The sequence below is a fragment of the Xanthomonas sp. WHRI 8932A genome, assembly GCF_035012785.1.
In the GTDB taxonomy this organism is placed as follows: domain Bacteria; phylum Pseudomonadota; class Gammaproteobacteria; order Xanthomonadales; family Xanthomonadaceae; genus Xanthomonas.
Window position 1 is genome coordinate 39,718 of the sequence record NZ_JAYGQQ010000014.1, and the last position, 25,576, is coordinate 65,293.

At 65.4% G+C, this 25,576-nt stretch carries 22 protein-coding genes; 16 read left to right on the forward strand and 6 right to left on the reverse strand.

The annotated features are described in order from the left end of the window. Positions 1-4: 4 nt before the first annotated feature. The 5 genes from VC212_RS20825 (at position 5) to ggt (ending at position 7,782) form a co-directional block, all read left to right on the forward strand. Positions 5-964 carry a PDR/VanB family oxidoreductase gene (locus tag VC212_RS20825; protein ID WP_323526817.1) on the forward strand — a complete coding sequence of 320 codons (960 nt, stop codon included), beginning with the start codon at positions 5-7 and terminating at the stop codon, positions 962-964. Between the two features lie 400 nt (positions 965-1,364). Further along, the gene (locus tag VC212_RS20830) at positions 1,365-2,678 is read left to right on the forward strand and encodes an NCS2 family permease (protein WP_323526896.1); all 1,314 of its coding nucleotides are present in this window, start codon (positions 1,365-1,367) and stop codon (positions 2,676-2,678) included. A gap of 118 nt (positions 2,679-2,796) precedes the next feature. Continuing rightward, positions 2,797-4,341 (forward strand): adenosine deaminase, encoded by a 1,545-nt coding sequence (locus VC212_RS20835; RefSeq protein WP_323526818.1) that lies wholly within the window; start codon positions 2,797-2,799, stop codon positions 4,339-4,341. A gap of 400 nt (positions 4,342-4,741) precedes the next feature. Next, positions 4,742-6,202 carry an AtzE family amidohydrolase gene (locus tag VC212_RS20840; RefSeq protein WP_323526819.1) on the forward strand — a complete coding sequence of 487 codons (1,461 nt, stop codon included), beginning with the start codon at positions 4,742-4,744 and terminating at the stop codon, positions 6,200-6,202. Then, positions 6,202-7,782, forward strand: a complete 1,581-nt coding sequence (gene ggt, locus VC212_RS20845) for a gamma-glutamyltransferase (RefSeq protein ID WP_323526820.1) — start codon at positions 6,202-6,204, stop codon at positions 7,780-7,782. Before VC212_RS20840 ends, ggt begins: the two co-directional genes overlap by 1 nt. 162 nt (positions 7,783-7,944) lie before the next feature. Here the strand turns inward: ggt and VC212_RS20850 are convergent, their stop codons facing one another. Both VC212_RS20850 and VC212_RS20855 read right to left on the reverse strand, forming a co-directional pair. Beyond that, entirely contained in the window at positions 7,945-8,826 is an 882-nt protein-coding gene (locus VC212_RS20850; protein ID WP_323526821.1) for a hypothetical protein, read from the reverse strand. Positions 8,827-8,994: 168 nt separating this feature from the next. Next, entirely contained in the window at positions 8,995-9,363 is a 369-nt protein-coding gene (locus VC212_RS20855) for a UDP-N-acetylglucosamine-peptide N-acetylglucosaminyltransferase (protein ID WP_323526822.1), read from the reverse strand. A gap of 698 nt (positions 9,364-10,061) precedes the next feature. Here VC212_RS20855 and gvpU point away from each other — a divergent pair. After that, complete coding sequence (gene gvpU / locus VC212_RS20860; protein WP_055853542.1) at positions 10,062-10,520, forward strand: gas vesicle accessory protein GvpU; 459 nt, start codon at positions 10,062-10,064, stop codon at positions 10,518-10,520. 147 nt (positions 10,521-10,667) lie between these two features. Here gvpU and VC212_RS20865 read toward each other — a convergent pair whose 3' ends face one another. Together VC212_RS20865 and VC212_RS20870 are read right to left on the reverse strand one after the other, a co-directional pair. Continuing rightward, entirely contained in the window at positions 10,668-13,172 is a 2,505-nt protein-coding gene (locus VC212_RS20865) for a prolyl oligopeptidase family serine peptidase (protein ID WP_323526823.1), read from the reverse strand. 114 nt (positions 13,173-13,286) lie between these two features. Then, the gene (locus tag VC212_RS20870; protein WP_323526824.1) at positions 13,287-14,174 is read right to left on the reverse strand and encodes an alpha/beta hydrolase; all 888 of its coding nucleotides are present in this window, start codon (positions 14,172-14,174) and stop codon (positions 13,287-13,289) included. Between VC212_RS20870 and VC212_RS20875 the strand changes: the two genes are divergently transcribed. From VC212_RS20875 to VC212_RS20885, 3 genes are all read left to right on the forward strand, one after another. After that, a complete protein-coding gene (locus VC212_RS20875) occupies positions 14,166-14,324 on the forward strand; it encodes a hypothetical protein (protein WP_323526825.1) in 159 nt (52 codons plus the stop codon). The genes VC212_RS20870 and VC212_RS20875 overlap by 9 nt on opposite strands. A gap of 176 nt (positions 14,325-14,500) precedes the next feature. Then, the gene (locus VC212_RS20880; protein ID WP_323526826.1) at positions 14,501-15,427 is read left to right on the forward strand and encodes a LysR family transcriptional regulator; all 927 of its coding nucleotides are present in this window, start codon (positions 14,501-14,503) and stop codon (positions 15,425-15,427) included. A gap of 149 nt (positions 15,428-15,576) precedes the next feature. Beyond that, positions 15,577-16,026 (forward strand): nuclear transport factor 2 family protein, encoded by a 450-nt coding sequence (locus tag VC212_RS20885; protein WP_323526827.1) that lies wholly within the window; start codon positions 15,577-15,579, stop codon positions 16,024-16,026. A gap of 149 nt (positions 16,027-16,175) precedes the next feature. Here the strand turns inward: VC212_RS20885 and VC212_RS20890 are convergent, their stop codons facing one another. Together VC212_RS20890 and VC212_RS20895 are read right to left on the reverse strand one after the other, a co-directional pair. After that, positions 16,176-17,375, reverse strand: a complete 1,200-nt coding sequence (locus tag VC212_RS20890) for an MFS transporter (protein ID WP_323526828.1) — start codon at positions 17,373-17,375, stop codon at positions 16,176-16,178. A 540-nt stretch (positions 17,376-17,915) separates the two neighbouring features. Continuing rightward, positions 17,916-18,809 carry a LysR family transcriptional regulator gene (locus VC212_RS20895; RefSeq protein WP_055853559.1) on the reverse strand — a complete coding sequence of 298 codons (894 nt, stop codon included), beginning with the start codon at positions 18,807-18,809 and terminating at the stop codon, positions 17,916-17,918. A 557-nt stretch (positions 18,810-19,366) separates the two neighbouring features. Between VC212_RS20895 and VC212_RS20900 the strand changes: the two genes are divergently transcribed. Genes VC212_RS20900 through uraH form a run of 7 tightly spaced genes read left to right on the forward strand, consistent with a single transcriptional unit; the run spans position 19,367 to position 25,398 of the window. Beyond that, positions 19,367-20,638, forward strand: coding sequence for an allantoate amidohydrolase (locus tag VC212_RS20900; protein WP_323526829.1), 1,272 nt, complete (start codon positions 19,367-19,369; stop codon positions 20,636-20,638). Continuing rightward, positions 20,628-21,884 carry an alanine--glyoxylate aminotransferase family protein gene (locus VC212_RS20905; protein ID WP_323526830.1) on the forward strand — a complete coding sequence of 419 codons (1,257 nt, stop codon included), beginning with the start codon at positions 20,628-20,630 and terminating at the stop codon, positions 21,882-21,884. The genes VC212_RS20900 and VC212_RS20905 overlap by 11 nt, the downstream gene beginning before the upstream one ends. After that, positions 21,881-22,771 carry an allantoinase PuuE gene (gene puuE, locus VC212_RS20910; RefSeq protein WP_323526831.1) on the forward strand — a complete coding sequence of 297 codons (891 nt, stop codon included), beginning with the start codon at positions 21,881-21,883 and terminating at the stop codon, positions 22,769-22,771. The genes VC212_RS20905 and puuE overlap by 4 nt, the downstream gene beginning before the upstream one ends. Beyond that, positions 22,768-23,163, forward strand: coding sequence for an oxalurate catabolism protein HpxZ (gene hpxZ / locus VC212_RS20915; protein ID WP_323517898.1), 396 nt, complete (start codon positions 22,768-22,770; stop codon positions 23,161-23,163). The genes puuE and hpxZ overlap by 4 nt, the downstream gene beginning before the upstream one ends. Continuing rightward, positions 23,160-23,651 carry a 2-oxo-4-hydroxy-4-carboxy-5-ureidoimidazoline decarboxylase gene (gene uraD / locus VC212_RS20920; protein ID WP_323526832.1) on the forward strand — a complete coding sequence of 164 codons (492 nt, stop codon included), beginning with the start codon at positions 23,160-23,162 and terminating at the stop codon, positions 23,649-23,651. Before hpxZ ends, uraD begins: the two co-directional genes overlap by 4 nt. Next, positions 23,648-25,069, forward strand: coding sequence for an FAD-dependent urate hydroxylase HpyO (gene hpyO / locus VC212_RS20925; protein WP_323526833.1), 1,422 nt, complete (start codon positions 23,648-23,650; stop codon positions 25,067-25,069). Before uraD ends, hpyO begins: the two co-directional genes overlap by 4 nt. Next, positions 25,039-25,398 (forward strand): hydroxyisourate hydrolase, encoded by a 360-nt coding sequence (uraH, locus tag VC212_RS20930; RefSeq protein WP_323526834.1) that lies wholly within the window; start codon positions 25,039-25,041, stop codon positions 25,396-25,398. Before hpyO ends, uraH begins: the two co-directional genes overlap by 31 nt. Positions 25,399-25,576: the final 178 nt, after the last annotated feature.

Here is a 25,576-nt window from a genome sequence, read left to right on the forward strand (position 1 = left end):
TGCCATGAGCCTGCATCAAGTGCGCGTTGCCGCGGTGGTCGACCAGGGCCATCGCCAGCGTGCGATCCGGCTGGAACCGATCGATGCCGAACTGCCTGCCTTCGAGGCCGGCGCGCATGTGGACCTGCATCTGCCTGATGGTTTGATCCGGCAATATTCGATTGCCAGCGCACCGCATGCGCGCGATCACTATTTGCTATGCGTCAAATTGGCCGACGCCTCACGCGGTGGCTCGCGGCACCTGTGCGAGCAGCTCAGCACCGGCGACCGCCTGCAGATTTCGAGCCCTCGCAATCTGTTCCCGTTGCATCCGGGCGAGCGGCATGTGCTGCTGGCCGCCGGCATCGGCATCACCCCGCTGCTGTCGATGGCCGAAGCGCTGGAAGCACGTGGCGAGCCGTTCGTGCTGCATTACTACGCACGCCGGCATGCCGATGTGGCCTTCGTGCAGCGGCTACAACAAGGCTTCAGCCATGGGCAGGTGCACGTGCATCTGAGCGATGGCGGGCAAAGCCCGCGCGTGCATGTGCCCGACGCGATCGTGCAGGCAGGTGCGCGCGATCAACTGTATCTGTGCGGGCCGGCCGCGTTCATGGATCACTTCACCCAACTTGCCAGGACGCATGGCTGGTCGGCGGCGCAGCTGCATCGCGAACACTTCGCCCCCGCCGCGCTCAGCCTCGCGCATGATGCCGACCACGCCTTTGAAGTGGAACTGGCCGCCAGTGGCCGCGTGGTGCAGGTGCCTGCCGATTGCAGCATCGCCAGCGCCTTGCTGGATGCCGGTATCGCGGTGCCGCTGTCCTGCGAACAAGGCATGTGCGGCGCCTGCCTGACCGGCGTCATCGCCGGCACGCCGGATCACCGCGACAGCGTGCTCAGCGACAGCGAGCGCGCCGCCAATGCGCAGATCACGCTGTGCTGCTCGCGTAGCCGTTCGCCGCGCTTGGTGCTGGATCTTTGAGCGCTCCGTGCGGCATGCGCGTGCGCAGACAGGACGACAGCGGGCACGTAGGTGGGTGATGCGGATAACGCGGCAGCGCGACGCACGCACCAGCGCCGCCGAAACCTGCGGACAGGTGTGGGCGCTGCGTCTTCCTGCACGGGGCAATTGAGGCCGGCACAGCGCAACGTTGGCACAACCCCAGCCAGGCAGGCGCCGGCATGCCTTCCTGCTACGCAAGACGCAACGCGCCTGCGCCGCATTCCGTGCCCAAGGTCCGTGGCAACCGCTGTCGCACAGTGCAAGATGATCGCCCCGCGTGCGTACACCGCGACCGCGCGTGTCCCCCTGTGTCGATGAGATGTCTGCCGATGGTTGTTTGTGTGATCGCCTTCGCCCGCCCTTGCAGAGGTGCATGCTGATGCGCTGGCCCGGATTTGCGCTGGCCGCCAATGGCAGCAGCGTGCGCACGGAGGTTCTGGCCGGCGCCACCACCTTCCTGACGATGGCCTACATCGTCTTCGTCAACCCCGACATTCTGGCCACCACCGGCATGGACCACGGCGCGGTGTTCGTGGCGACCTGTCTGGCCGCCGCGCTCGGCTCGCTGTTGATGGGCGTGCTGGCCAACTATCCCATCGGGATGGCGCCGGGCATGGGCTTGAATGCGTTTTTTGCCTTCTCGGTGGTGGGCACGCTGGGCTACAGCTGGCAGCAGACGCTGGGGCTGGTGTTCGTGTCTGGCTGCGTGTTCTTGTTGCTCAGCGTCACCGGTGCGCGGCGCTGGCTGGTGGATGGCATTCCGCCCGCGTTGCGCAGTGCGATTGCGGCAGGTATTGGCCTGTTTTTGGCGCTGATCGGTTTGCAAAAAGCCGAGCTGGTGGTGGCGCATCCGCAGACACTGGTGACCTTGGGCGACCTGCATCGGCCCGAGCCGCTGCTTGCGTTGGCGGGGCTGCTGCTGATCGGCGTGCTGGAAGTCCGCCGCGTGCGTGGGGCGATGTTGCTGGGCATCCTGGCGGTCACCGTGGCGGCGCTGGCGCTGGGCCTGGTGCAGTACCAGGGCGTGCTGTCACTGCCGCCGAGCCTGGCGCCTACCCTGCTGCAGCTCGATATTGCCGGCGCCTTGCAAGGCCATGGCGGCAGCGGCGCATTGACCGCCGTGTTGCACGTGGTGCTGGTGTTCGTGCTGGTGGAGATGTTCGATGCCACCGGCACCTTGATGGGCGTGGCCCAGCGCGCCGGCCTGTTGCGCACCCCGGCGCACCGTCGCCAGTTCGACCGCGCCCTGCTCGCCGACAGCACCGCCATCCTGGCTGGCTCGCTGCTTGGCACCTCCAGCACCACCGCCTACGTGGAAAGCGCTGCCGGCGTGCAGGCAGGCGGACGCACCGGCCTCACCGCGCTGGTGGTGGCAGCGCTGTTTCTGCTGGCGCTGTTGTTTTCGCCATTGGCGGCGATGGTGCCGGCGTATGCCACCGCACCGGCGCTGATCTATCTGGCGTCGGTGATGCTGCGCGAGTGCACGCAGATCCAGTGGGACGATGTCGGCGACGCACTACCGGCCGCGATCTGCATGCTGGCGATGCCGCTCACTTACTCCATCGCCACCGGCCTGGCCTTCGGCTTCATCACCTACGCAGCACTCAGGCTGGGCAGTGGCCGCTGGCGCGCGGTGCATCCGGCCACCTTGGCGATTGCCGGCCTGTTCGTGCTGCGCTATGCGTTGGAGTGAGCGGATTACCGTAGCTATTTCAACTCACGCCCCACTGGTCACCCGCCGCGTCGCGCGGCAAGCTGCATCGCAATCGGCAGCGCCACAGCATTGCCGCCTCTTTCCCAGAGCTCACCGCATGTCACATCGTTATCGCTGTCTGATCCTTGCCTTGTGCACCTTGTTACCGGGCATGACGCTCGCACGTCCTGCGCAAGCGCCCGCGCAACACCGCGAGCAGCAGGTGGCGCAGTTGTTCCACCACGCGGCCGCGCAACCTGCGCAATTGCGCGCGTGGCTGCAGGCCATGCCCAAGGGCGGCGACCTGCACAATCATCTCTCCGGTTCGGTGTATGCCGAGGCCTATCTGCAATGGGCCAGCGAAGACGGTGTCTGCGTGCAGCTGGACGACCTGAGCCTGCGCGCTGCGCCGTGCGGTCAGGGGCAGGAGCCCGCACGTGGCCTGCCCGCGCGCAATGCGGCGCTGTACGGACGGGTGGTCGATGCATTGTCGATGCGCAAGTTTCTTCCCAATACTGCCCAGCCTAGCGGGCATGACCAGTTTTTCAGCACCTTCGGCAAGTTCGACGCGGTAGTGCGTGCGCGTGTAGCAGATACCGTGGCTGCGGTGCTCGACCAGGCTGCACGCGACCGCGTGCCGTATGTGGAGATCATCGCCAATCCGCCGCAGATGGATCAGGCAGCGCAGCGCATGCAGTCGCTGCCGTGGAGTGGCGATGACGATGCCGCAAACCTGCGCGCCCTGCAGGACGCCTTGCCGCCGCTGGTACAGGCCGCGCAACGCGAGCTGGCGGCCACCGACACGCAGGTACGCCGTGTCCTGCGCTGCGACCAGGCCGATGCGCACGCCGGCTGCCAGGTGAGCTACCGCTACGTGCCCTATGTGCTGCGCGTGCTGCCGCAACCGATGGTGTTCGGGCAGATGGCGCTGGCGCATGCACTGATCGCCGCTGGCGGCAGTCGCGCGGTGGCGGTGAATATCGTCGCGCCCGAGGACCACCCGGTGGCGTTGGCCGATTACACCCGGCATATGGCGATGTTCCGCTTCTTCGCTATGCGTTATCCGCGGGTGCCGCTGTCCTTGCATGCCGGCGAGCTGACGCTGGGGTTGGTGCCGCCAGCGCAACTGCGCTCGCATATCCGCCAGGCCGTGGACGCCGGTGCGCGGCGCATCGGCCATGGGGTGGATCTGCCCTACGAAGACGATGCAAATAGGCTACTGCAACAGATGCGCAGCCAGCAGGTCGCGGTGGAGATCAACCTCACCAGCAACGATGTGATTCTGGGTGTCAAGGGCGCTGCGCACCCGCTGGCGATGTATCTGCGGGCTGGTGTCCCGGTGGTGCTGTCCACCGACGATGCCGGCGTTTCGCGCGCGGACATGACCCACGAATATCAGCGTGCCATGCAGGAGCAAGCCATCGATTACCCAACCCTTAAACAGCTGGCACGCAACGGCCTGAGTTACAGCTTTCTGCCCGGTGCCAGCCTGTGGACCGCCGAAGGTGCCGCCGTGCCGGCCTGTGCCGCAGCGGTACAGCGCGAAACCGACGATGCGGCCTGCGCCGAGTTCCGCAAGGCCAGCGAGAAGGCACGCTTGCAATGGCAGCTGGAAACTGACCTGGCGCAGTACGAGCGCACATTGCTGGCGCAACGCAACTAGGGCCGAGACCACGCATATGAAACACGCAACATGCGAGCGCGTCTGCGTGATGGGCTTCATCGATACAGCGTCATCGCGCAGGCACGCTCCTACGAACGCGAGGTCCGCTCCATCGTCGCCGCACTGCCGTCCTTTTCCCCGCCCCAAACGCAATGACCCACTTGCGCGCTACCAGTGCCCTACGCATCCCCAACCTATCGGGCACCCTCACCTAACGCATCACCCGCAGAAAGGGGCTAGCGTCCAGAGCGCAACACGCTGAGACAAAATCGCCGCACTTTCCCGCCGCATCGTGCTTTGATCGCGCATCCGCAGCGTCGCCTGGCCCCACAGCCGCAGGCGCCGCGGTCCAGCAACGCACCACACACCCGCCGCACTCCCAGCAACCCAAGGTGACCCCATGCAACTCCCAGCGCAGTGGCAGGCCGGCATCGATCGCAATAGCGAGGTCCTGCGCGGCCACGCGCAGCTACTCGCCAACTTCATCGTCCCGCGTCCCGCATCACCGGACACCACCACCCCGCGCGGCCAGATCGCAGCGATTGTCAGCACCACCCGCAGCCAGCCCACGCTGGTAGCACGTCATGCCACCCAGACGCTCACGCGCATCAACCAGGCCAACGACCGCCTGTGTGCGATCACCCGCCTGCTGCCCGCACGCACCGCTGCCGATGCTGCGCGCGTGCAGGCCGCGCTGGCCGGCGGCAGCGATGGTGGTGCGTTGGCCGGGGTGCCGTTCGTGGTCAAGGATCTGTTCGACGTCGCCGGCCAGGTCACCACCGCTGGCGCCGTGGTCCGCGCGCAGTGCGCGCCCGCCAGCCGCGATGCGGCGGTGGTGCAACGCCTGTGCGATGCCGGCGCGGTGCTGGTGGGCACCGCCAACATGGACGAATTCGCCTACGGCTTTGCCACCGTCAACGCGCATTACGGCACCACCGCCAACCCGCACGATCACCGGCATCTGGCCGGTGGTTCGTCCGGCGGCTCGGCGGCAGCGGTGGCAGCCGGGCTGGTGCCGTTCGCACTCGGCTCGGACACCAACGGTTCCATCCGCGTGCCGGCCGCGCTGTGCGGCGTGTACGGCCTGCGCCCCACCCATGGCGCCGTGCCGCTGGAGGGCGTGTTTCCGTTCGTCGATGCGCTGGATGTGGTCGGCCCGTTCGCTAATTCAGTGGCCGATCTGCGCCGCGTGTACGAGGTCATGCACGGCCATGCGCTGCGCAGTTGCAACGTCGCCAACCTGCGTATCGCCCGGCTCGGCGGCTGGTTTCAACGCAATCTCGATCCCGAGCTGGATGCCGGCATCGGCGCATTGCTGACCGCGTGCAACAGCAGCACGCTGGTCGAATTGCCGGAAGCAGAGCGCGCCCGCGCCGCCGCCTTTGTGCTCACCGCGGCCGAGGGCGGCCATCGCCATCGCGCAGCACTCGGCACACACGGCGATCAATTCGACCCGGCCACGCGCGACCGCCTGTTCGCCGGTCTGCAGCTGCCGGCCAGCGCGGTGGCCGATGCGCACCGCTTCGCACACTGGTTTCGCGCAGCCATGCAACAGCTGTGGGACGACGTGGACGTACTGATCGCCCCGGCTACGCCCTGCGTTGCCCCGCGCATCGATCAGGACACCATCGTGATCGATGGCCTGCCCGTGTCTGCGCGCGCCAACCTCGGCATCTTCACCCAACCGCTCGGCCTGGCCGCCTGCCCGGTGCTGGCCGCGCCGTTGCCGCGTCCGGGGCGCCTGCCGCTAGGGGTGCAATTGATCGCCGCACCCGGCCGCGAAGACCGACTGTTCGCGCTCGCCGCGCAACTCGAGCGCGACGGCTTGCTCGCCTTCAGCGCGCCGCCGGAGACACCCTGATGCTGCACACCTTGCGCGCACGTCGCGGCATGGTCGTCGCCCCGCACCATCTAGCCGCACAAGCCGGGCGCGACATCCTGCGCGCCGGCGGCAACGCCATCGAAGCGGCTGTTGCCACCGCCGCCTGCCTGGCCGTGGTGTATCCGCACATGACCGGCATCGGCGGCGATGGCTTCTGGTTGATCCATGAGCCCGACGGCCGCGTGCACGCCATCGATGCCTGCGGCCGCGCCGCGCAGGCGGCCACGCTGGACTTCTATCGCGGCCACACGCATATCCCCTGGCGCGGCCCCGGTGCAGCCAACACCGTGGCCGGCACCGTCTCCGGCTGGGCGCTGGCGTTGCAACAAGCCGGTGGCGCACTGCCCTTGCCGCAGCTGCTGCAAGAGGCCATCCATCACGCCGACGCAGGCGTCCCCATCACCCTCGGCGGTGCACAGGTCGCCGCCAGCAAGGGCGATGCACTGCGCTGCCTGCCCGGCGCGTATGCGCGCATCTTCGAGCCACGTGGCGCGCCCCTGCACGAAGGCGCAGTGCTGCAGCAGCCGCAACTCGCGCGCACCCTGCAGCGACTGGCAAGCGATGGGCTGGACAGCTTCTACCGCGGCGCCCTGGCCGACGACATCGCCGCCGATCTGCACACGCTCGGCAGCCCGCTGCAGGCTAACGACCTGGCCGCACACAGCGCCGACGCTAGCGTTCCGCTGTCGGTCGCCATCGCCGGTGCGCGCTTGTACAACCACGCACCGCCCACGCAAGGGCTGGCCTCACTGCTGATCCTGGCCTTGTTCGATCGCCTGCATGCCGACCAGCCGGACAGCTACGCGCATCTGCACGGCCTGATCGAAGCCACCAAACAGGCCTTCCTGATCCGCGATGCGCACATCGGCGACCCGGCCTGGATGTCGCTCGATGCACAAGCGCTGCTCGACGACAGCGCCGCGCTCGACGCACTCGCCGCGCGCATCGACATAACCACCGCGTTGCCGTGGCCGCAACCATCGCAGGCTGGCGACACTGTCTGGTTCGGCGCCATCGATGCGCACGGCCGCGCGGTCAGCTGTATCCAGTCCACCTATTTCGAATTCGGCTCCGGCCTGGTCCTGCCACGCACCGGCATCACCTGGCAAAACCGCGGTTGCAGCTTTCGTCTCGCACCCGATGGCTGGAACGCCCTCGCCCCAGGGCGCAAACCCTTCCACACGCTCAACCCCGCGCTGGCCACCTTCGAGGACGGCCGCGTCATGACCTACGGCACCATGGGCGGCGAAGGCCAACCGCAAACCCAGGCGGCGATGTTCTCGCGCTACGCCCGCTACGGCATGCCGCTGCAACAGGCCATCACCGCACCGCGCTGGCTGCTCGGCCGCACCTGGGGCGAAGACAGCACCTCGCTGAAGCTGGAAGACCGCTTCGACCCGGCCGTGGTACAGGCACTAAGCGACGCCGGACATGCAGTGGAGCTGTTGCCCGCCTATACCTCGGTGATGGGCCATGCCGGTGCATTGGTGCGCGAGGTGGATGGCGTGATCAGCGGCGCCAGTGACCCGCGATCGGATGGCGCGGTGGCTGGGTGGTGAGGCTGGGGTGTTGAGTCATCCAAGGGGGAGGACCAGATGTGCGTACCAAGACCCAGCGCTTCTTTTCAAATGGGTCTGTATGTGCACATCCGCACGATAACCCCTCACAATTGATGTCAGCACGACCTATGAATTCAGCACCAAAATAGATGAAATATTATTTCAAGTCCGCTCAACACTTTTTCCCTCTACCTCGATGACGTAGCAAATCATCGCCAGAGCAGTCTGCACGATCATTTCAGCCTCGGCTCTCGTGGGAGCCACTCCATTAATTTGTCCATGACGAATAAATGGCGATTCGTTCGAATATGCATATAGTTTGTCTATTATTTCCAAGCCCCAGCGATTGAGAGCGCTTTTCTTTCTAAGTTCTTTTACTCCGTCACCAAGAGTAGCGGCTTTAGGAACGATGACCTTAGCAACGCTCTCCAACGCACTTATGATTTCTCGGACACTGCTTGCTTCATCGATGGGATGGCTTAGCAAGTAGCTCATTGAACGCCTGTAGTGCTCGCGAGCGCTCTTAAACCGACTATCGAGTGCAGCTTCGGCTGAAGATATTGATCGGTCCATTGCGCGGATTTTACGCTTCAGTTCCCCATGAGCATCCATCTTCCAGCCAATATTTTCCTCATCCATAAGATTGTTAATTCGCACTCTGTAATCATCGAAATTGGCAGGACTATCAAATGGAATTCGATCATTTTCCTCAATGAGCATTTCGGCTAGCAATTCGACAAAGTCAAAGAACTGCGCCCAGTAGCTACTTTTTAAATGTGTGGTTAGCGCCTCCCAAGAGCTGCTTCCGCCCCATTCGTGCGGATACCCATCGATACGGCATCGAGCTAAAAATAGCTCGTGCACCTCATTGATTCCTAGCGGCTCTCGCCTTGCTATTCGGGTGGACTGACTTTCACCCACATAAGTTGGTAGCAGCAGCTTTATATATCCGATGCGCAGAGGTGCCGGTGCATCATCGAAGATCAATGGACCTCGCTTTTCCAGCCTAGCCGAGAAGCGACGACGCCTAGTTTTAACAGCCATCCGACCATCCGGGTATATGAGTTGAGCTGAGTGTACGAGTGATAGCTCCCTGCAACCACGCACAATCCTGTGGATAAGTTTTTTCCTAACACTCAATCCAGGAGAGGTTCTACCCTCCGCACATTAGGGCGAGCCTCACATGTAAGAACTGCACATCACCCTATCGATTCAGTGCGCCTGAGGGTCGAAGTACGCCTGCCAGGACAGGGGCGAGGCCTGCAATGATCGTGCCTTGTCGAAGAACGTCATGGCGTCCTTGCCGCTTCTGGAATTGAGCAGTGCGACCCCGAGATTGAAGAAGGTATTTCTGTCTTGTGAGCCGTGCGCTATCGCATGGCGCAACTGCAGTTCGGCGTCTGCGTGCTGGCCTTGATCGCAAAGAACTGCACCCAGGCAGGTGCGCAGGAGCGGGTTGTCTGAATCGTCCACCAGCGCTTCGGAAAGCAGCCGCTGAGCTTGCGCAAGATTCGCCTCCCACTTCTCTGGAGAGAGATATCCCTCTTGAACCAGGATGTTGCAGGCTTCTACAGTCTTCATTGGCGGAGCGCTTCTGTTTAGACGACACAGGTAAATCTTGATCGAAACCGAGCCAAATCGTTGCAATGGCATGTCCGTTCTTGGCTCCGCAACCATCCTCGCAAGTGGCTCTACATCTTCCAGTACTCGCTGGGCGACACGCAGCCGATGGCGTTTTTTGGAAACCCACCACCTAGCAGGGAGTCACGACGATTGACCTGTTCTCTCGACGCGGTGTGATTGTATCGGCGCTCCTCAATGAAGAGGCGGGCAGGCATGGCGAGCCATCAAGGCTGACACGTGTCGAAGCAAGCCACCTCCAGCCGCGCACGTTCCGCAGAGAACCCTGGTCATCCAGGCCTATGCCGAGCCGTCGCTCACACCGCTGTAGACCGCCAAGGACAGCGCCAAGCTGCGCCGCGACTGCCCGGCGCTCAAGAACAAACGTTGACCGACACCCCAATCGAACACGCACGCGAGCAGAAAGCCTGCGCAGCAGCACGAGCTGGCGCTTAGGATCGAGATTCCGGCCGGAGCAGGCCGACAAGGTGAACATGTCATAGACTCTGGGCATGCTCTCCAAGGCGACCATAGCGGACCCAACTGCGCCAATCACTGGACAGGATGCACTTGCTTTCTTGGGCATGCGGGGCGATGAGTAGGTACATCGCCGCGCTTATTTCGACAGACGCATCAAACCTTCCACCAAGGAGAGCCACATGACAGATCAAGAAGACAATCAACCGAGTCTGGAAGACGTCAAGCTGGCGTTCGACGGCCAGAGCCTGGATTGGTATCTGCAGAAGCTGGTCGCAACCGTCAACACCTCGAACGTGCAGTTCGGTATCACGCTGTTTGTGGAAGGCATCATTGTTTCCGGCCAGCTGGTTAGCGGGAAGCAGTACTTCGAAGCGTTTGCGCAGGAATTTTCCGCTGCCTATCCCGGCGACGCCGAGGAGAAAGAGGACATCCGTCGCGCGTTCGCCAGCCATGCCAGCATCTACGACACCGAGGACGATGCGCAGCAAAGCAGCAGGCCGCCGCAGTTCATTCACCTGATCGAGTCACGTTGCTTCTCGCCCGGCGGCCAGCCGCTGCCGAGCAACCGCGGTGTGCTCTGGCGCGGCAAAGTGAATGCCGTGTCCGGCTTTACGCTGGGATCGCTGTCGGCAGACTAAGCCCGATAGGCTCGGCATTGATGTGAGGTGCTCGCCACCTCACATCAAACTGTTCGAACGGATCTCCAGGCATGCTGCGGCGCTACGCAACGGCGAAAGCGGCGTGCGTTGCCGCCGCTGTTCCAGCCAGCGCCAGTGGCCCCTGATTTACCGCGCTGGCTTGCCGGCCGCATCACGCGGCGGCGCGTTTTTTACGTAGCGGTCGAACCAGTCCAGCATCTCGGCGACCACGTCTTCGGTGGATTCGCGTGCGGTATACCAGTGCGGTTCGAACGGCAGCAATACCAGCCGTGCGGTGCCGCCGTTGCCACGGATCGCCTGGAACAAGCGCGGTGCCTGGGTGGTTTCGGTGCCGGGGTTGGCGTCGTCCATGCCGTGCACGATCAACAACGGCTCGTTGATCTTGTCGGCGTGGAAGAACGCCGACGCCTGCGCGTAGACCTCCGGTGCGGCCCAGAACGAACGGCGCTCGCTCTGGAAACCGAATGGCGTCAGCGTCTTGTTGTAACTGCCGCTGGTGGCGGCGCCGGCGCGGAACAGGTCGGTGTGTGCCAACAGGTTGGCCGTCATCAGCGCGCCGTGGCTATGCCCGGTGACGCCGATACGCTGGCGGTCGACCACGCCCAACTCCACTGCCTTGTCCACCGCGGCGGTGGCATCGTCCACCAGCTGCTGCAGGTAGGTGTCGTACGCGGTCTTGGGGTCGCCTACGATGGGGAAGGCGGCATCGTCGATGATCGCGTAACCGGCCAACAGCAGCACTTGGTAGTAGCTGAGGCGGGTGAAGTCGCGCTCGCTGGCACCGCTGACCTGGCCGGCCTTCGAAGGGTCGGCATAGTCGAGCGGGTAGGCGTACAGGATCGCCGGTACGCGCGTGCCTTCCTTATAGCCAGGCGGCGTGTACAGGGTGAACGACAGCTCCACGCCGTCCTTGCGCTTGTAGGTCACCAGGCGCTTCTTGATCTGCCGCACCAGCGGGGTCGGATCCGGGAAATGGGTGACCGGCGTGGCAGTAGAGGCAAGGATCGCCTCACCCGTCGCCGCCGTCGGCAATGGCTGACCCAACGTGCGCAAATACACATTGGGCGGGTCAGTCGGCGACTGGTGCCAGGTCAGCAGGCGCGACACGTCGTCGCCGGCGAAGCCGAAGAACAGTTCGTCCACACTGGCGTCGCTGCGGAACAGTCGCTGGGTCTTGCCACTGGCCAGCGCATAGCGATCCAGAAACGGCCGGTCGCCCGCCGGTGAGGCGCCCTGCCCGCTCAGGAACAACGCACCCTGTTCTTCGCGCAGCACGGCCTGACCGTTGGCCAGCAGATGCGTTTCCGGCACGCCGGGATCGGCATACAGGTCGTCGGTGGACAAGTCGAACAACACCCGCCCGGCAGTGCCGGGGCGGTCGGCATCCAGCAGCGTGGTGCGACGCCAATGGCGGTTTTCGTCGTACTCGTCCAACAGCGCCCGGCCGCCTTCGGCAAACCACGACAGGCCGGCATAGCGCTGCTGCACGCGCGTGAGTTCACGCGGCTTGGCGGTGAACGGTGCAGCCAGCGTCATCAACTTGTCGCGCGCGGGCACGCTGGTTTTCCAGTCGCCCCCATCCAGCGCCTCGGCCCAGACCAGCGTGGCCGGTTGATTGGCACGCCAGGAATAGGCGCGCGGGCCGATCGCAACCCCTTGCACCGGCACCCGGTCGGCAACCGGCAGATCGGCCAGCCTGCGCTCGCTGCCGTTGGACAGATCCAGCACCGCCACCTCGTGGGCGAAGCGCGCATAGGTAGTGACGTAGGAATACGGCTGCTTCAACCGCTCCACCAGCACATGGCGGCCATCGGGCGCGCCATCCACGTTGCTGTAGACCGCAGGCGAACCGAGCTTGCGCTGGTTGCCGGTGGCCGCATCCACCGTGAGCAGCTGGGAGGTGGCGTAGTAGCTAAACAAGGCCTCGTCTTCTGGGCTGGAGAGCGTATCGCGCGCCTCGTAGGTGCTGCTTTCGCCCTTGCCCTGGATAGTTTCCTTGACCTCCGGGCCCGGCGGCACCGCCGCCTTGCGCGGCGCGGCGCCCAGGTCGTGCGGCACCGTCTTCAGCAGCAAGGTGTCGCTGCCGCCCAACCACTGAATTTCGCCACCCAGCACCGGGTTGAGTTGCACACCGTCGATCTTGCGCACGCTGCCGGTGGCCACCTCGCCTACCCAGAGCTCGACGCGATCGGCGGCCGTGTTGTTGAAGGCGAAGCGACGCCCGTCCGGCGACCACACCGGCGCTGCCGGGCAGGCGCCGGCCGGCAGGGTCACCGCGGTCTGCTTGCCAGTGGGGACGTCGACCAGGCTGAAGCCTTCCAGGCAGGAACGAATGCCGTAGCCGCTGGACATGTCGTGACGGCTATGCGTGCGCGGTTCCACCCGCACGCCGGCCAGCTTCAGGTACGGCTCGGCCACGCGCGCGATCGGTGGATATTGCGTGCGCTGCACAAGCAACAGGGTCTTGCCGGTAGGATCCAGCCGCGGCGATGGATTGAGCGGCGCGCGCAACACGCTCAAGAGCGGCTCCGGCGGCTGCCGGTAACCGCCATCGGGCGTGCCGGCAAGGGCAGACACCGGCAACAGGCTGGCAAGCACCAGCCATCCGCTCCATCGGTACGTGCTGAGCATCTCGGTCGTTCTCTGGGCAATGATCGCAGCAAACTAGCACGCGCCTGCAACCCCACATCTGCGTGCGCACGCAGCCCTGTCGCCACGCCCGCAGCGCGCGTGCAAACGCGCCGGTTACGCCGATGCCGTGAGCGTCCGCTGCAGGAACTCACCGATGTACTGCGCGATCTCCGGCGCATGCGTTTCCAGCGCGAAGTGCCCCGTGTCCAACAGATGGATTTCGGCCTTCGGCAGATCCTTGGCATACGCCTGCGCGCCCGCCGGAATAAAGGCCGGATCGTGCTTGCCCCACACCGCCAGCAACGGCGGCTGATGCTTGCGGAAATACGCGTGGAATGCGGGATAGACCGCCACATTGCTGCGGTAATCCAGAATCAGATCCAGCTGGATGTCTTCCGCACCGGGGCGCGCCATGTACGCGATGTCCAACGTGTAGCCATCGGGCGAGAGCTTGCTCGGGTCGGCACCGGTGCCGTATTGCCAGTCGCGCGTGGTCTGCGGCGACAAGCTGGCGCGGCACGCCTCACGATTGGCGTCAGTCGGGTCGCGCCAATACGCTTGCCACGCACCCCACTGGTCGCTGAAGCCGTCCAGGTACGCATTGCCGTTCTGGCTGATGATGGCGCTCACCTTGTGTGGGTTTGCCGCAGCCAGGCGAAACCCGACCGGCGCGCCGTAATCGAACACATACAGCGCGTAACGGCTTAGTCCCAGCGCTTCGGTAAAGCCCTCGATCACCTTGTAAAGCTGTTCGAAGGTGTACTCAAACTGCCCGCGTGGCGGCGCTTTGGTATTGCCGAAGCCCGGCAGATCTGGCGCAATCAACCGGTAGCGGCTTGCCAACAACGGCATCAGATCGCGGAACATGTGGCTGGCGCTGGGGAAGCCATGCAGCAACAGCAACACAGGCGCATCCGCGCGCCCGGCTTCGCGATAGAACACCTCGACATCGCCGACGCGTTGGGTCTTGTAGGTCACGTTGATGATTGGATCATGAGACATAGCGGCTCCTTTATTGGTCTGCGTGTTGCCGGAAAGCGCACCTGCATGCAGGCTGCCGGCGCCCAGCGCGACTGCCGTTCCGATGCACGAAACAAGCATCTTGCGGCGACCGAGTTCGATCGCGTGATCGGCATTGAGCGTGATGAGTAAACCGGACTGCGTCATGGCACGTCGAAGATCGGATGAAGTGCTCGACATGCTAGGCCTCGCTTCGCAGCAGCAGAACCACCGCGCCCATCAATTGACCATTGCGGCGCTCGCAATGCTGCGGCGCTCCCTGCACACGCGCTGCCCTGCACCGTGCATCGGCGGCGCACTGCTACTCTATGGCGATAACCAAGCGTGAGGCACCGGTGGATCGCATCCAGGAAATGACGCTGTTTGCCGCACTTGCAGAACAAGCGAGCTTTGCCGGCGTCGCGCGCCGCCTTGGCATTTCCACCGCCACGGTGACGCGCACCATCGCGCAGCTGGAAAATCGCCTCGGCGTGCTGCTGGTGGTGCGCACCACCCGCACCATGCGGCTCACCGAGGCTGGACAGCAGTACGCCATCGACTGCCGACGCCTGTTGGCCGACCTGGAAGATGTCGAAAACACAGCAGCCGGGTTGCACGCACTCCCCAGCGGATCGCTGACGGTGACGGCTCCGCAGATGTTCGGCGCGTTGCATGTCATGCCGGTGTTGACGCGCTTTCTCAGTCGTTACCCAAAGGTCACCGCACGCGCCATTCTGGCCGACCGCGTGCTACCACTGCTGGACGAGGGCATCGACGTCGCGGTGCGCATCGGCGCACTCCCCGATTCATCGTTGACCGCGATCCCGGTGGGCAGTGTGCGTCGCATGGTCTGCGCGTCCCCGGGCTATCTGGCAGAACACGGCATTGCGCAGCATCCAGACGATCTATCGCAGCACCGCACCCTCTCGGTCGCATCTTCGGAGCGCGCACCCAAGTGGCCGTTTCGCATCGATGGGCGTGAGTCTCTGGTCGAGGTTGGCTCACGCCTCAGCGTGACCTCGTCCAAGGCCGCCATCGGCGCCGCAGTGCAGGGCTGGGGACTGACGCAAGTGCCGTCTTACCAGATCCGCGAACACCTCCAGAACGGCACACTCACGTGCATCCTCGAGACGTTCGAGATCGCACCGGAACCGGTGCATGTGGTCTACGTGGAAGGCCGTCGGGGCTCATCCAAGGTGCGCACGTTTGTCGATGACTGCGTGGATGCCCTGCGGCAGGATCTGGGTGGTGGTTAGGTCGGCGTTTGAACTGACGATGCGATTGAGCATCTGCACCATCGAACGCCGGGCATAGGCTTGATGGTGAGCTCTCATGACTTTCGACGCATGCGCATCTCCTGCACCGCGTGGGATGCTGGGCATCCTCGATGCGCGAAAGGATGCACATGCTCGCTTCCCATTGGCTAAACGCAACTGGCCTGAGCGTCTTGCTGTGTGCTGTCGCCGGAACGAGTCTCGCGGCGACACCATCCACCGCGCAGCAAGCGCTGCGCCAGTACGTGAGTGCCGAAAACACGTTCGACCTGAAACGCCTGGATGCAGTACTTGGCGCGCAGTTCGTAGAGATCAGTCCGCTGGGCCAGGTAGACACGCGCGCAGCTGTGCTGTCGTTCTATGCACCGGACAAGAAGGTGGCCGCACCGCCAGTGACGCTGAGCGAGATCGTGCTGCATACACAGGCAGACGTGGCCGTCATGACGACCGAGATCAGCTACCGCATGGGCGAGCGCAACATGACGCTCGCCATTGGCGCGGTCGCCCAGCATGCGCCATCGGGCTGGACGCTGCTTTCGGTGCAGTACACGCCGATCAGGCCGAAGCAGAACACGCCTTGATGCTGTTGTTGCCGGCTTGAATTGCTCGTGTGATGTCGGGCTCTGCTAGCCATCAAGTCAACCTGAAAGAGGCGGCGCCGGCTAAGGCATCGTTGCGTGGTACGCGCTGATTCGGTGCAATGCGCGCGGCATCGTGCAGTCGCCATCACTCATGGCTGCAAGCGATCGCCCCGCCCTGCCACCAGCGACGACGCCAGCAGCAACACGCTTGCACCAATGAAGGTGGCGCCGATCGACAGGTGATCCAGCAACACACCGCCCAGCGCGCCACCGAGCATGATGGACAGCTGGATCGCAGCCACCATCAAGCCGCCGCCGCTTTCCGGCGCATCCTTGATGCAGCGGCTCAGCCAGGTGGACCACGCCACCGGAATTGCCGCGTTGAGCGTGCCCCAGGCGATCATTGCCACCGCCACCGCCCACAGCACGTGGCCGCCCAGCAACATGCCAAGCGTGACGACGCCCAGTGCGGCCGGCAACACGGTGAGCAGGGTGAACAGCCGCTTGGCGACCAGCGCGGTGGCCGCATAGGTGCCAACGAAACCGGCAAGGCCCAGGCCAAGCAGCAACAACGACAGCTGCGACACATCGACCTGCGCGACGCTTTCCAGGAACGGGCGGAAGTAGGTGAAAGCGGAAAATGCGCCAGCAAAGCCGAGCATCACCGCGAGCATTGCGCGAGCGACGTAGCGGCGCTTCAACAAGCGAGCGATATCGCGCAGCGAACTGGCACCTTGCGCCGGCATCGACGGCAGGCTGCGCCATTGCCAGGCAATGGCCAGCGCCACCAACGGCACCATGCCCCAGAACACACCACGCCAGCCGATGATGGCGCCGAGGTAACTGCCCAGCGGCGCGGCAAAGGCAGTCGCGACGGCATTGCCGATAAACACGATGCCCAATGCCTTGGGCACGGCATGCTCGGGCATGATGCGCATCACCGTGGCGGTAGACAGCGCCCAGAACCCACCGATGGTGATGCCGAGCAAGGCACGCGCGACCATCAACATGCCAAAGCTGTGCGCGCTGGCAATCAATAACAACGACAGCAACATCACCGCGCTCAGGCCCAGCAATACATGGCGCCGGTTCAAACGCGACGACAGCGGCGCGATCAGCAGGCTGGCAATCACCGCAAACAGGCCGGAGATGGAGATCGCCTGCCCGGCCATGCCGGCGCTTGCGTGCAGGTCCGCAGCAATCGGCGTCAGCAGGCTCACCGGCATGAATTCCGATGCGATCAGCAGCGCAACGCACAGCGACATCGAGCCGACCGCGCTCCAGGTCTGACGGGTCGCGACAACGGCATCGGGCTGGGCTGTATCGGTGGTCAAGGTGTTGGCTGGCATGGGGAAGCCTTAGGTAAGAGACAGTGCACACGGCACATGGGCGCGCTACGGCGCGCAAGCGACTGTGCTGTTCGGAATGGATGCGCTACGGGCGGCGATGGACTGCACCAGCCCGCGCTTGCTTCGGCCGCACGACAAACGTGATGCAGCGCATAATCGCGGCGCCGGCATGCGCGTGTCTGGAGGTTGCGCAGATTACGTGGTCCACGTGCGCGGAGTAAGACGCCTGCGCCGCACGGGCTTATGAGGTGCACTCATGAGCGTGGTCTGCGGATGATCGTGGTGAAGCGCGCGATACACGGCAGTTCGACGGTGCGTCCATACACGCACAGGCCGGGAGATCGAATGCAATGCTGGTGCAGCCTCGATCCAGACGCCATCTTTGCCACAGCTGCGCGGCTGCGGCGCCTGTTTTCAAGTTCAGCGCCCTGGCTCACGGTGCCGCCGTTCGACTCACATCAACAACGCTTGGCACATCTCTGCAGGGCCATGCCACGCGTCGCACGCCTGCACCGAATGCTCCGCCATCACACGCGCGCATCAGCCTTTGTAACGCAATGCATCCAGCACCAGATTGAACGCTGGCGACGAGTGGCGGCGGCTGGGATAGAACGCATGCAGGCCCGGCCAGGTGGGCGACCAATCCTTCATGATCCAGCGCAGGCGTCCGGCCTTGATATGTGCGCGGGCAAGATCTTCCTGCACGAACGCGATGCCGAAACCATCGACGGCCGCGTCCACCGCTTCATAGGTGCCGTTGAAGGTCAGCTGGCCCTGCACGCGCACGATGACTTCGCGGCCGTCCTTCTCCAGCTCCCAGGCATAGATGCCACCGGCGGTTTTCATCCGCAGGTTGATGCAGCGATGCGCAGTGAGGTCCTGCGGCGTCTTTGGCAGCGGCCGGCGCGCCAGGTACGACGGCGATGCAACAAGCGCCATGCGCATGTCGGGCGCGATGCGCGCGGCGATCATGTCCTTTTCGACCTGGTCGCCCAGGCGCACGCCCAAATCGTAGCGATCGGCAACGATGTCGGTCAGTCCATTGTCGATGACTATCTCGACGTTGATGTCGGGGTATTGCTGCAGCAGCTTGGACAGCTTGGGCCACAGGATCGCGCGCGCGGCATAGTCGGTGGCGGTGATGCGCACGTTGCCTGCAGGGGTATCGCGCATTTCGCTCAGCGCCGACAGCGCGTCTTCGATCTCCGTAAATCGCGGCGCCACCGTCTGAATCAGACGCTCGCCCGCCTCGGTGGGCGCCACGCTGCGGGTGGTGCGCGTCAGCAGGCGCAAGCCCAGCGTGGCTTCGAGCCCACGGATGGTATGGCTCAACGCCGACTGCGAGACGCCCAGCGTGGCTGCGGCCCGGGTGAAGCTGCCTTCGCGGACGATGGCGATCAGCGCCAACAAATCCTTGAAATTGTCGCGCGCCATTGGTGAATCTCTTTCATGGAATGCGCCGACTGTAGCAGCCGTTTGGATTCGAGGCGGCGCCGTTGTCGCCACTCTCCTGCGGGGCTCCAAGGCACGGCGTGCGTGCATTGGTGCGCCCGCGCCGCAAGCGTGGGCCGGGGCGCGGAGCGGGGGCTGGGGAGGGAGGGATTGGCGAAGCAGGCGTTGCCTCGCTTCTATAGGCGCGTGGCGAGGCGTTTGTCTTTGCAGGGACTGACAGCGCTCTGCGACGCCGCCTCATCCGCCCTTCGGGTCCCTTCTCCCGATAGGAGAGGGGACGCATGGCCACGGCGCCTGTCGCATTTTTTGCAACGCGTGACCCTAAAAAAACCGCTTTGGGGTGACGGGGGTGGTTCGTATAGTCGATCTCAAGGCGCTGCCCGCTCGGTTAAGCGCCTGTCGCCACGCCATCGTCCGGGCACTCCATCGCCCGGCGATGCCTCGCCCTTCCCCACCGCCTGCGGAGGCTCCATGCATCAGTCGCTATCGCATCGCGGTCCGCACAGCGCCGGTGGATCGGCTCACCCGCACGGCGCCCTATGCTGAGCACCCAGCGCCTCTCACCGGACAACGGCTCCGGCGCACGTGCGGTGGCGCGTTGCGACGCATTGGGCGTCGCGCCCTACAGCGACACACCCGAGGGACTGTTCCGCGCCTGGCTCAGCCCGGCGCACCGCGCTGCCATCGCGCAGGTGAGCACGTGGATGCGCCAGGCCGGCATGCAGGTGCGCCTGGACGCAGCGGCAAACCTGATCGGCCGCTACGAGGGCACGCAGGCCGACGCACCCGCGCTGCTGATCGGCAGCCACCTGGACAGCGTGCGCGATGCCGGCCGCTATGACGGCCCGCTCGGCATCCTGCTCGGCATCGAATGCGTCGCCGCACTGCACGCGCAAGCGCGCCGCCTACCATTCGCCATCGAAGTGATCGCGTTCGGCGACGAAGAAGGCTCGCGCTTTCCGGCTTCGATGTTCTGCAGCCGTGCGGTGGCCGGCACGCTCGACCCGACCACGTTGGCGGTGACCGACGCCGCCGGCATCGACGTCGCCAGCGCGTTGGCAGACTGGGATCTGGATATCGCGCACATCCACCACGCCGCACGCACGCCGGGCAGCGTGCTGGCGTATCTGGAAACCCATATCGAACAAGGCCCGGTGCTCGAAGCCGACGGCCTGCCGGTGGGCATCGTCACCGCGATCGCCGCGCAACGCCGCTTCGCGCTGCGCTTCGACGGCCGCGCCGGGCATGCCGGCACCACCACGATGGCGCTGCGTCGCGATGCCTTGAGCGCAGCGGCCGAGGCGCTGCTGGCAATCGAACGCATCGCGCGCGATGGCAGCAATGATCTGGTCGCCACCGTCGGCAAGCTGCAGCTCGCACCCGGCGCCGTCAACGTGGTGCCCGGCCGCGTGGAGTGCACGCTGGACGTACGCGCCGGCGACGACGCCACCCGCGACGCCGCGGTGCGCGCCATCGAACAGGCACTGGCGCGCATCGGTGCAGCGCGCGGTATCGCCATTGCCATCAACCCGCTGCAAACCCTCGCCGCCAGCCCATGCGCACCGACGCTGATGACCCGGCTCGACCACGCGGTCGCCGCGCAAGGTATCGCCCCGCGGCGGTTGGTCTCCGGTGCCGGCCACGATGCGATGACGATGGCCGCGCTCTGCCCAACCGCGATGCTGTTCGTGCGCTGCGCCGGCGGCATCAGCCATCATCCGGACGAACACGTCGACCCGGCCGATGCCGAGGTCGCCCTGGCGGTCATGCGCCATTTCATCGAACACCTGGGAGACCCCCTTGTCACCTGATCTGCGCCACCTGCATACCTTTGGCGAACTCGATCCGCCACAACGCCTGTTGATGGGCCCCGGCCCGGTCAATGCGCATCCGCGCGTGCTGCGCGCGATGGCGGCCGATCTGCTGGGCCAGTTCGACCCGGAAATGACCACCTATATGAACGAGGTGATGGCGCTGTATCGGCCATTGTTCGGCACCGAAAATCGCTGGACGTTTTTGGTCGACGGCACCGCGCGTGCCGGCATCGAAGCGGCGCTGATATCGCTGGTGCAACCGGGCGACCGCGTGCTGGTGATCAACTTCGGCCGCTTCGGCTTGTTGCTTACCGAAATCCTGCAGCGCCTGGGCGCCGACGTGCACAGCGTGGATGCACCATGGGGCGAGGTGGTGCCGCTGGCCGCCATTGCCGAGGCGATCGAACGGGTGGCGCCCAAACTGGTGGCCACCGTGCACGGCGACACCTCCACCACCATGGCGCAGCCGCTCGATGGCCTGGGCGCACTGTGCCGCGCGGCCGGCGCGCTGAGTTACGTGGATGCCACCGCCACCATCGGCGGCATGGAGATCGCCAGCGACCGCTGGGGCGTGGACGTGGTCACCGGCGGCCTGCAGAAATGCCTGGGCGGGCCGTCTGGCTCGGCACCGATCACCGTGTCCGAGCGCGCGGCCGAGGCGATCTTTGCGCGCCGGCATGTCGAACGCGGCATCGTGCGCACAGACATCGTCAACGGAACCGGGCCACGCATCGCGTCGAATTATTTCGACCTGGCGATGATCATGGATTACTGGTCGGACAAGCGCCTCAACCACCACACCGAAGCCACCACCATGTTGTATGGCGCACGCGAATGCGCACGCGTCGCGCTGCAGGAAGGCCTGCACGCACGGTTCGCGCGCCACACCGCCGCCGGCCGTGCGGTGAGCGCAGGCATCACCGCGATGGGTCTGGAGGTGTTCGGCGACGCGGCGCATCGCATGACCAACGTGACCGGTGTGGTGATCCCGGCGGGCATCGACAACGACGCGGTGCGGCGGCGCATGCGCGAGGATTTCGAGATCGAGATCGGCACCGCCTTCGGCCCGCTGCAAGGCAAGATCTGGCGCATCGGCGCGATGGGCTACAACGCGATGAAGCACAAGGTGCTGCTCACCCTGGCCGCGCTGGAAGCGGTGCTGCGTGCCGAAGGCTACACCTGCACGCCCGGCCTGGCAGTGGAAGCCGCCCTGGCGGCCTGGCATGCGGAGCCGGCTGCATGAGCGCGGCGCGCGACATGGTCGGCTACGGCGCCACCCCGCCGGCGGCGCAGTGGCCGGGTGGCGCGCGCATCGCAGTGCAGTTCGTCATCAATTACGAAGAAGGCGCAGAAAACTGCGTGCTCAACGGCGATGCGGCATCCGAAGCATTTCTGTCGGAAATGGTCGGCGCACACGCCCAGGCCGGCGCACGCGCCATGGCCATGGAAAGCCTGTACGAATACGGCAGCCGCGCCGGGTTCTGGCGGCTGCATCGGCTGTTCACTGCACGCGCGGTGCCGGTGACCGTGTTCGGCGTGGCGAACGCACTGGCCGCCAATCCTGACGCAGTGGCCGCGATGCAGGCCGCCGAGTGGGAAATCGCCAGCCACGGGCTGCGCTGGATCGACTACCAACATATCGACGAGGCCACCGAGCGCGCGCATATCGCACAGGCGATTGCGGTGCACACCCGCGTCACCGGCAGCCGCCCGCTGGGCTGGTACCAGGGCCGCACCAGCCCCAACACCGCACGCCTGGTTGCCGAAGAAGGCGGCTTTGTCTACGACGCCGACAGCTATGCCGACGATGTGCCGTATTACGACACCCGCCACGGGCGCGCGCAGTTGATCGTGCCGTACACGCTGGATGCCAACGACATGAAGTTCGTCGCCTACAACGGGTTTGCCGATGGCGAACCGTTCTTTCGCTATCTGCGCGACAGCTTCGAGCAGTTGCGCAGCGAAGGCGGGCGCATGCTCTCGATCGGCCTGCACGGGCGCCTCGTCGGCAAGCCCGCACGCGCGGCCGCACTGGCGCGCTTTGTCGATCACGTGCTGGCCAGCGGCGATGCCTGGGTGGCGCGACGCATCGATATCGCGCGCCACTGGCTGCAGGTGCATCCGGCATGAGCATTGTCACTGCCGACATCGATCTGCCCGAGGTGATCGCCCAGGTGACTGCCGCCTTCCACGCCTACGAAAGTGCATTGATGCGCGATGACATCGCCGCGATGGATGCACTGTTTCATGCAGCGCCCAGCACCGTGCGGTATGGCGTGGGTGAGGTGCTGTACGGCATCGACGCGATCCGCGCGTTTCGCATCGGCCGCGGCGGCTCGCCACAACGCCAGCTTGCGCATGTGGAAGTGCACAGCTATGGCCAGGACTGCGCAACCGCCCATGCGGAATTCGTCCGCGAAGGCAGCAGCGCGCGCGGCCGCCAAAGCCAGAGCTGGGTGCGCTTTGCCGATGGCTGGAAAGTGGTGGCCGCGCACGTGTCGCTGCAAGGGACTCACGCATGAGCGTGACCGACGACCGTGTGCTGGACGATGCCGCCTTCGTGGCGCGCTATCGCGAGGTGTTCGAACATTCGCCGTGGGTGGTGGAGCGCGCCGCGCGTCGCCGCCCGTTCGAGGATGTGTATCGCGGCTTGATGCAGGTGGTGTTCGATGCATCGCCGCAAGATCAGGTGGCGTTGATTCGCGCGCACCCGGAGCTGGCCGGCAAGGCAGCGATCGATCGCACGCTCACCGCCGCCTCGGCGGCCGAGCAGGCCTCGGCCGGTCTTGATCGGTTGGGCGAGGACGAATTCACCCGCTTCCATGCGCTCAATCAGGCCTATCGCCAGCGCTTCGGTTTCCCGTTCGTGATCTGCGTGCGGCTGCATGACAAGGCCGGCATTCTGGCCGCGCTGGAGCAGCGCATGGATGCCTCGCGCGACGCCGAGATCGCCACCGCCCTCGCCGAGATCGGCAAGATCGTCCACTTGCGCCTGGAGGCACTGCCATGAGCCTGGCCCAACTCGAACGCGAGCTCGCCCGCGACCTGCAACGCCTGGCCCATGGCGGCGATGCCTGGGTGCAACCGCGCGTACATCCGGCCGGGCATGTCTACGACGTGGTGATCGTCGGCGCCGGCCAGAGCGGACTGGGCGCGGCGTTCGCACTGCAACGCGAGCGCGTGCACAACGTGCTGGTCATCGACGAAAACCCGGCCGGCCAGGAAGGTCCCTGGGTCACCTACGCACGGATGCAGACACTGCGCACGCCCAAGCAGATCACCTCGATCGACCTGGGCGTGCCCTCGCTGACCTTTCGCGCCTGGTGGGAAGCGCAACACGGCAGCGCGGCCTGGGACACGCTGGACAAGATTCCACGCGCCCGCTGGATGGACTACCTACGCTGGTACCGCGCGGCGCTGCGGCTGCCGGTGCGCAACGCCACGCAGCTGGCACGCGTCGAACCCGAGGTCGCACCCGGCATCCACCGCTTGCATCTGACAATGGGCGCGCCGCTGCTGACGCGCAAGCTGATCCTGGCCACCGGCATCCAGGGCGGTGGCCAGTGGGTGGTGCCGGACTGGATCGGCCGTGCCCTGCCCAGCCACCGCTACGCACATACCTCCAGCCACATCGACTTCGCCGCGCTTGCCGGCAAGCGCGTGGGCATTCTCGGCGGCGGCGCATCGGCGTTCGACAACGCCTGTTTTGCGCTGGATCAGGGCGTCGCTACGGCCGAAGTGTTCGTGCGCCGCAGTGAATTGCCGCGCATCAACCCGTTCCGCCACATGGAGCAGGCCGGCATCATTCCGCGGTTTCTGGCCCTGCCCGATGCGGACAAGTACCGGATGATGGCCAGCTTCTTCGCACACAACCAACCGCCTACCAACGACACCTTCCAGCGCGCCTGCGCGCACCCAGGCTTTGCGCTGCACCTGGGCGCGCCATGGCTGGAGGTGGCCGAGCGCGATGGCGCGGTGGTGGTGCGCACCCCGCACGGCGAACACCGCTTCGATTTCCTGGCCGTGGCCACCGGCCTGGTCACCGACCCGCAGCTGCGCCCGGAGCTGGCCGCGCTATCCGGGCGCATCGCCTGTTGGGCAGACCGCTACCAACCACCGCCGGGCCAGGCCAACCCGGTGCTCGATGCACACCCGTATCTGGGGCCGGGCTTCGAACTGTTACCACGCACGCCGGACGACGCCGCACTGCTGCACGGGCTGTTCGCCTTCAACTATTCGGCGCTGATCAACCACGGCCCGTCGGCCGCCGCGCTATCCGGGCTCAAGGTTGCGTTGCCGCGGCTGGCCCGCGCGGTGGCCGACCAGCTGTTCCTGGACGAACGCCAGGCCATCGTCGACAGCTATCTGGCCTACGACCAACCCGAATTCGTCGGCCAATGGCCACAACCGACCCAGGCGGTCGCATGAGCACCCTGTCCACTCATGTGCTGGATACCGCCGCCGGCCGCCCTGCTGCCGGGGTGCCGCTGCGCCTGTTCGCCGGCGACACATTGCAGCTGGAGGCGGTCACCGACCAGGACGGGCGCTGCCCGGCGCTGGCTACCCTCACCCTGCAGCCCGGCCGCTACCGGCTGGAATTCGACGTGGCAGGCTACTGGCGCGCCACCGGCACCGCACTGGCCGACCCTCCGTTTCTGGAACAGGTGCCCATCGCCTTCGGCATTGCCGACGACGGCCATTACCATGTGCCGCTGCTGCTGTCGCCGTACGGGTATTCCACTTATCGCGGCAGCTGAGTGGCGCTCAGACCGACTGCGCTCGCCCGCAAGGCCGGCGCGGTCGATACCGTGGGCCGGCGCATACCACTCGACCTTCAACTCCCACGCACCGGCCGCATGCACCCGACAGCGGCTCACGACGGCTGCCCACAACGCCTTATCAGCCGCTTCCGGGCGGCTTCAGATCGGTAACGGA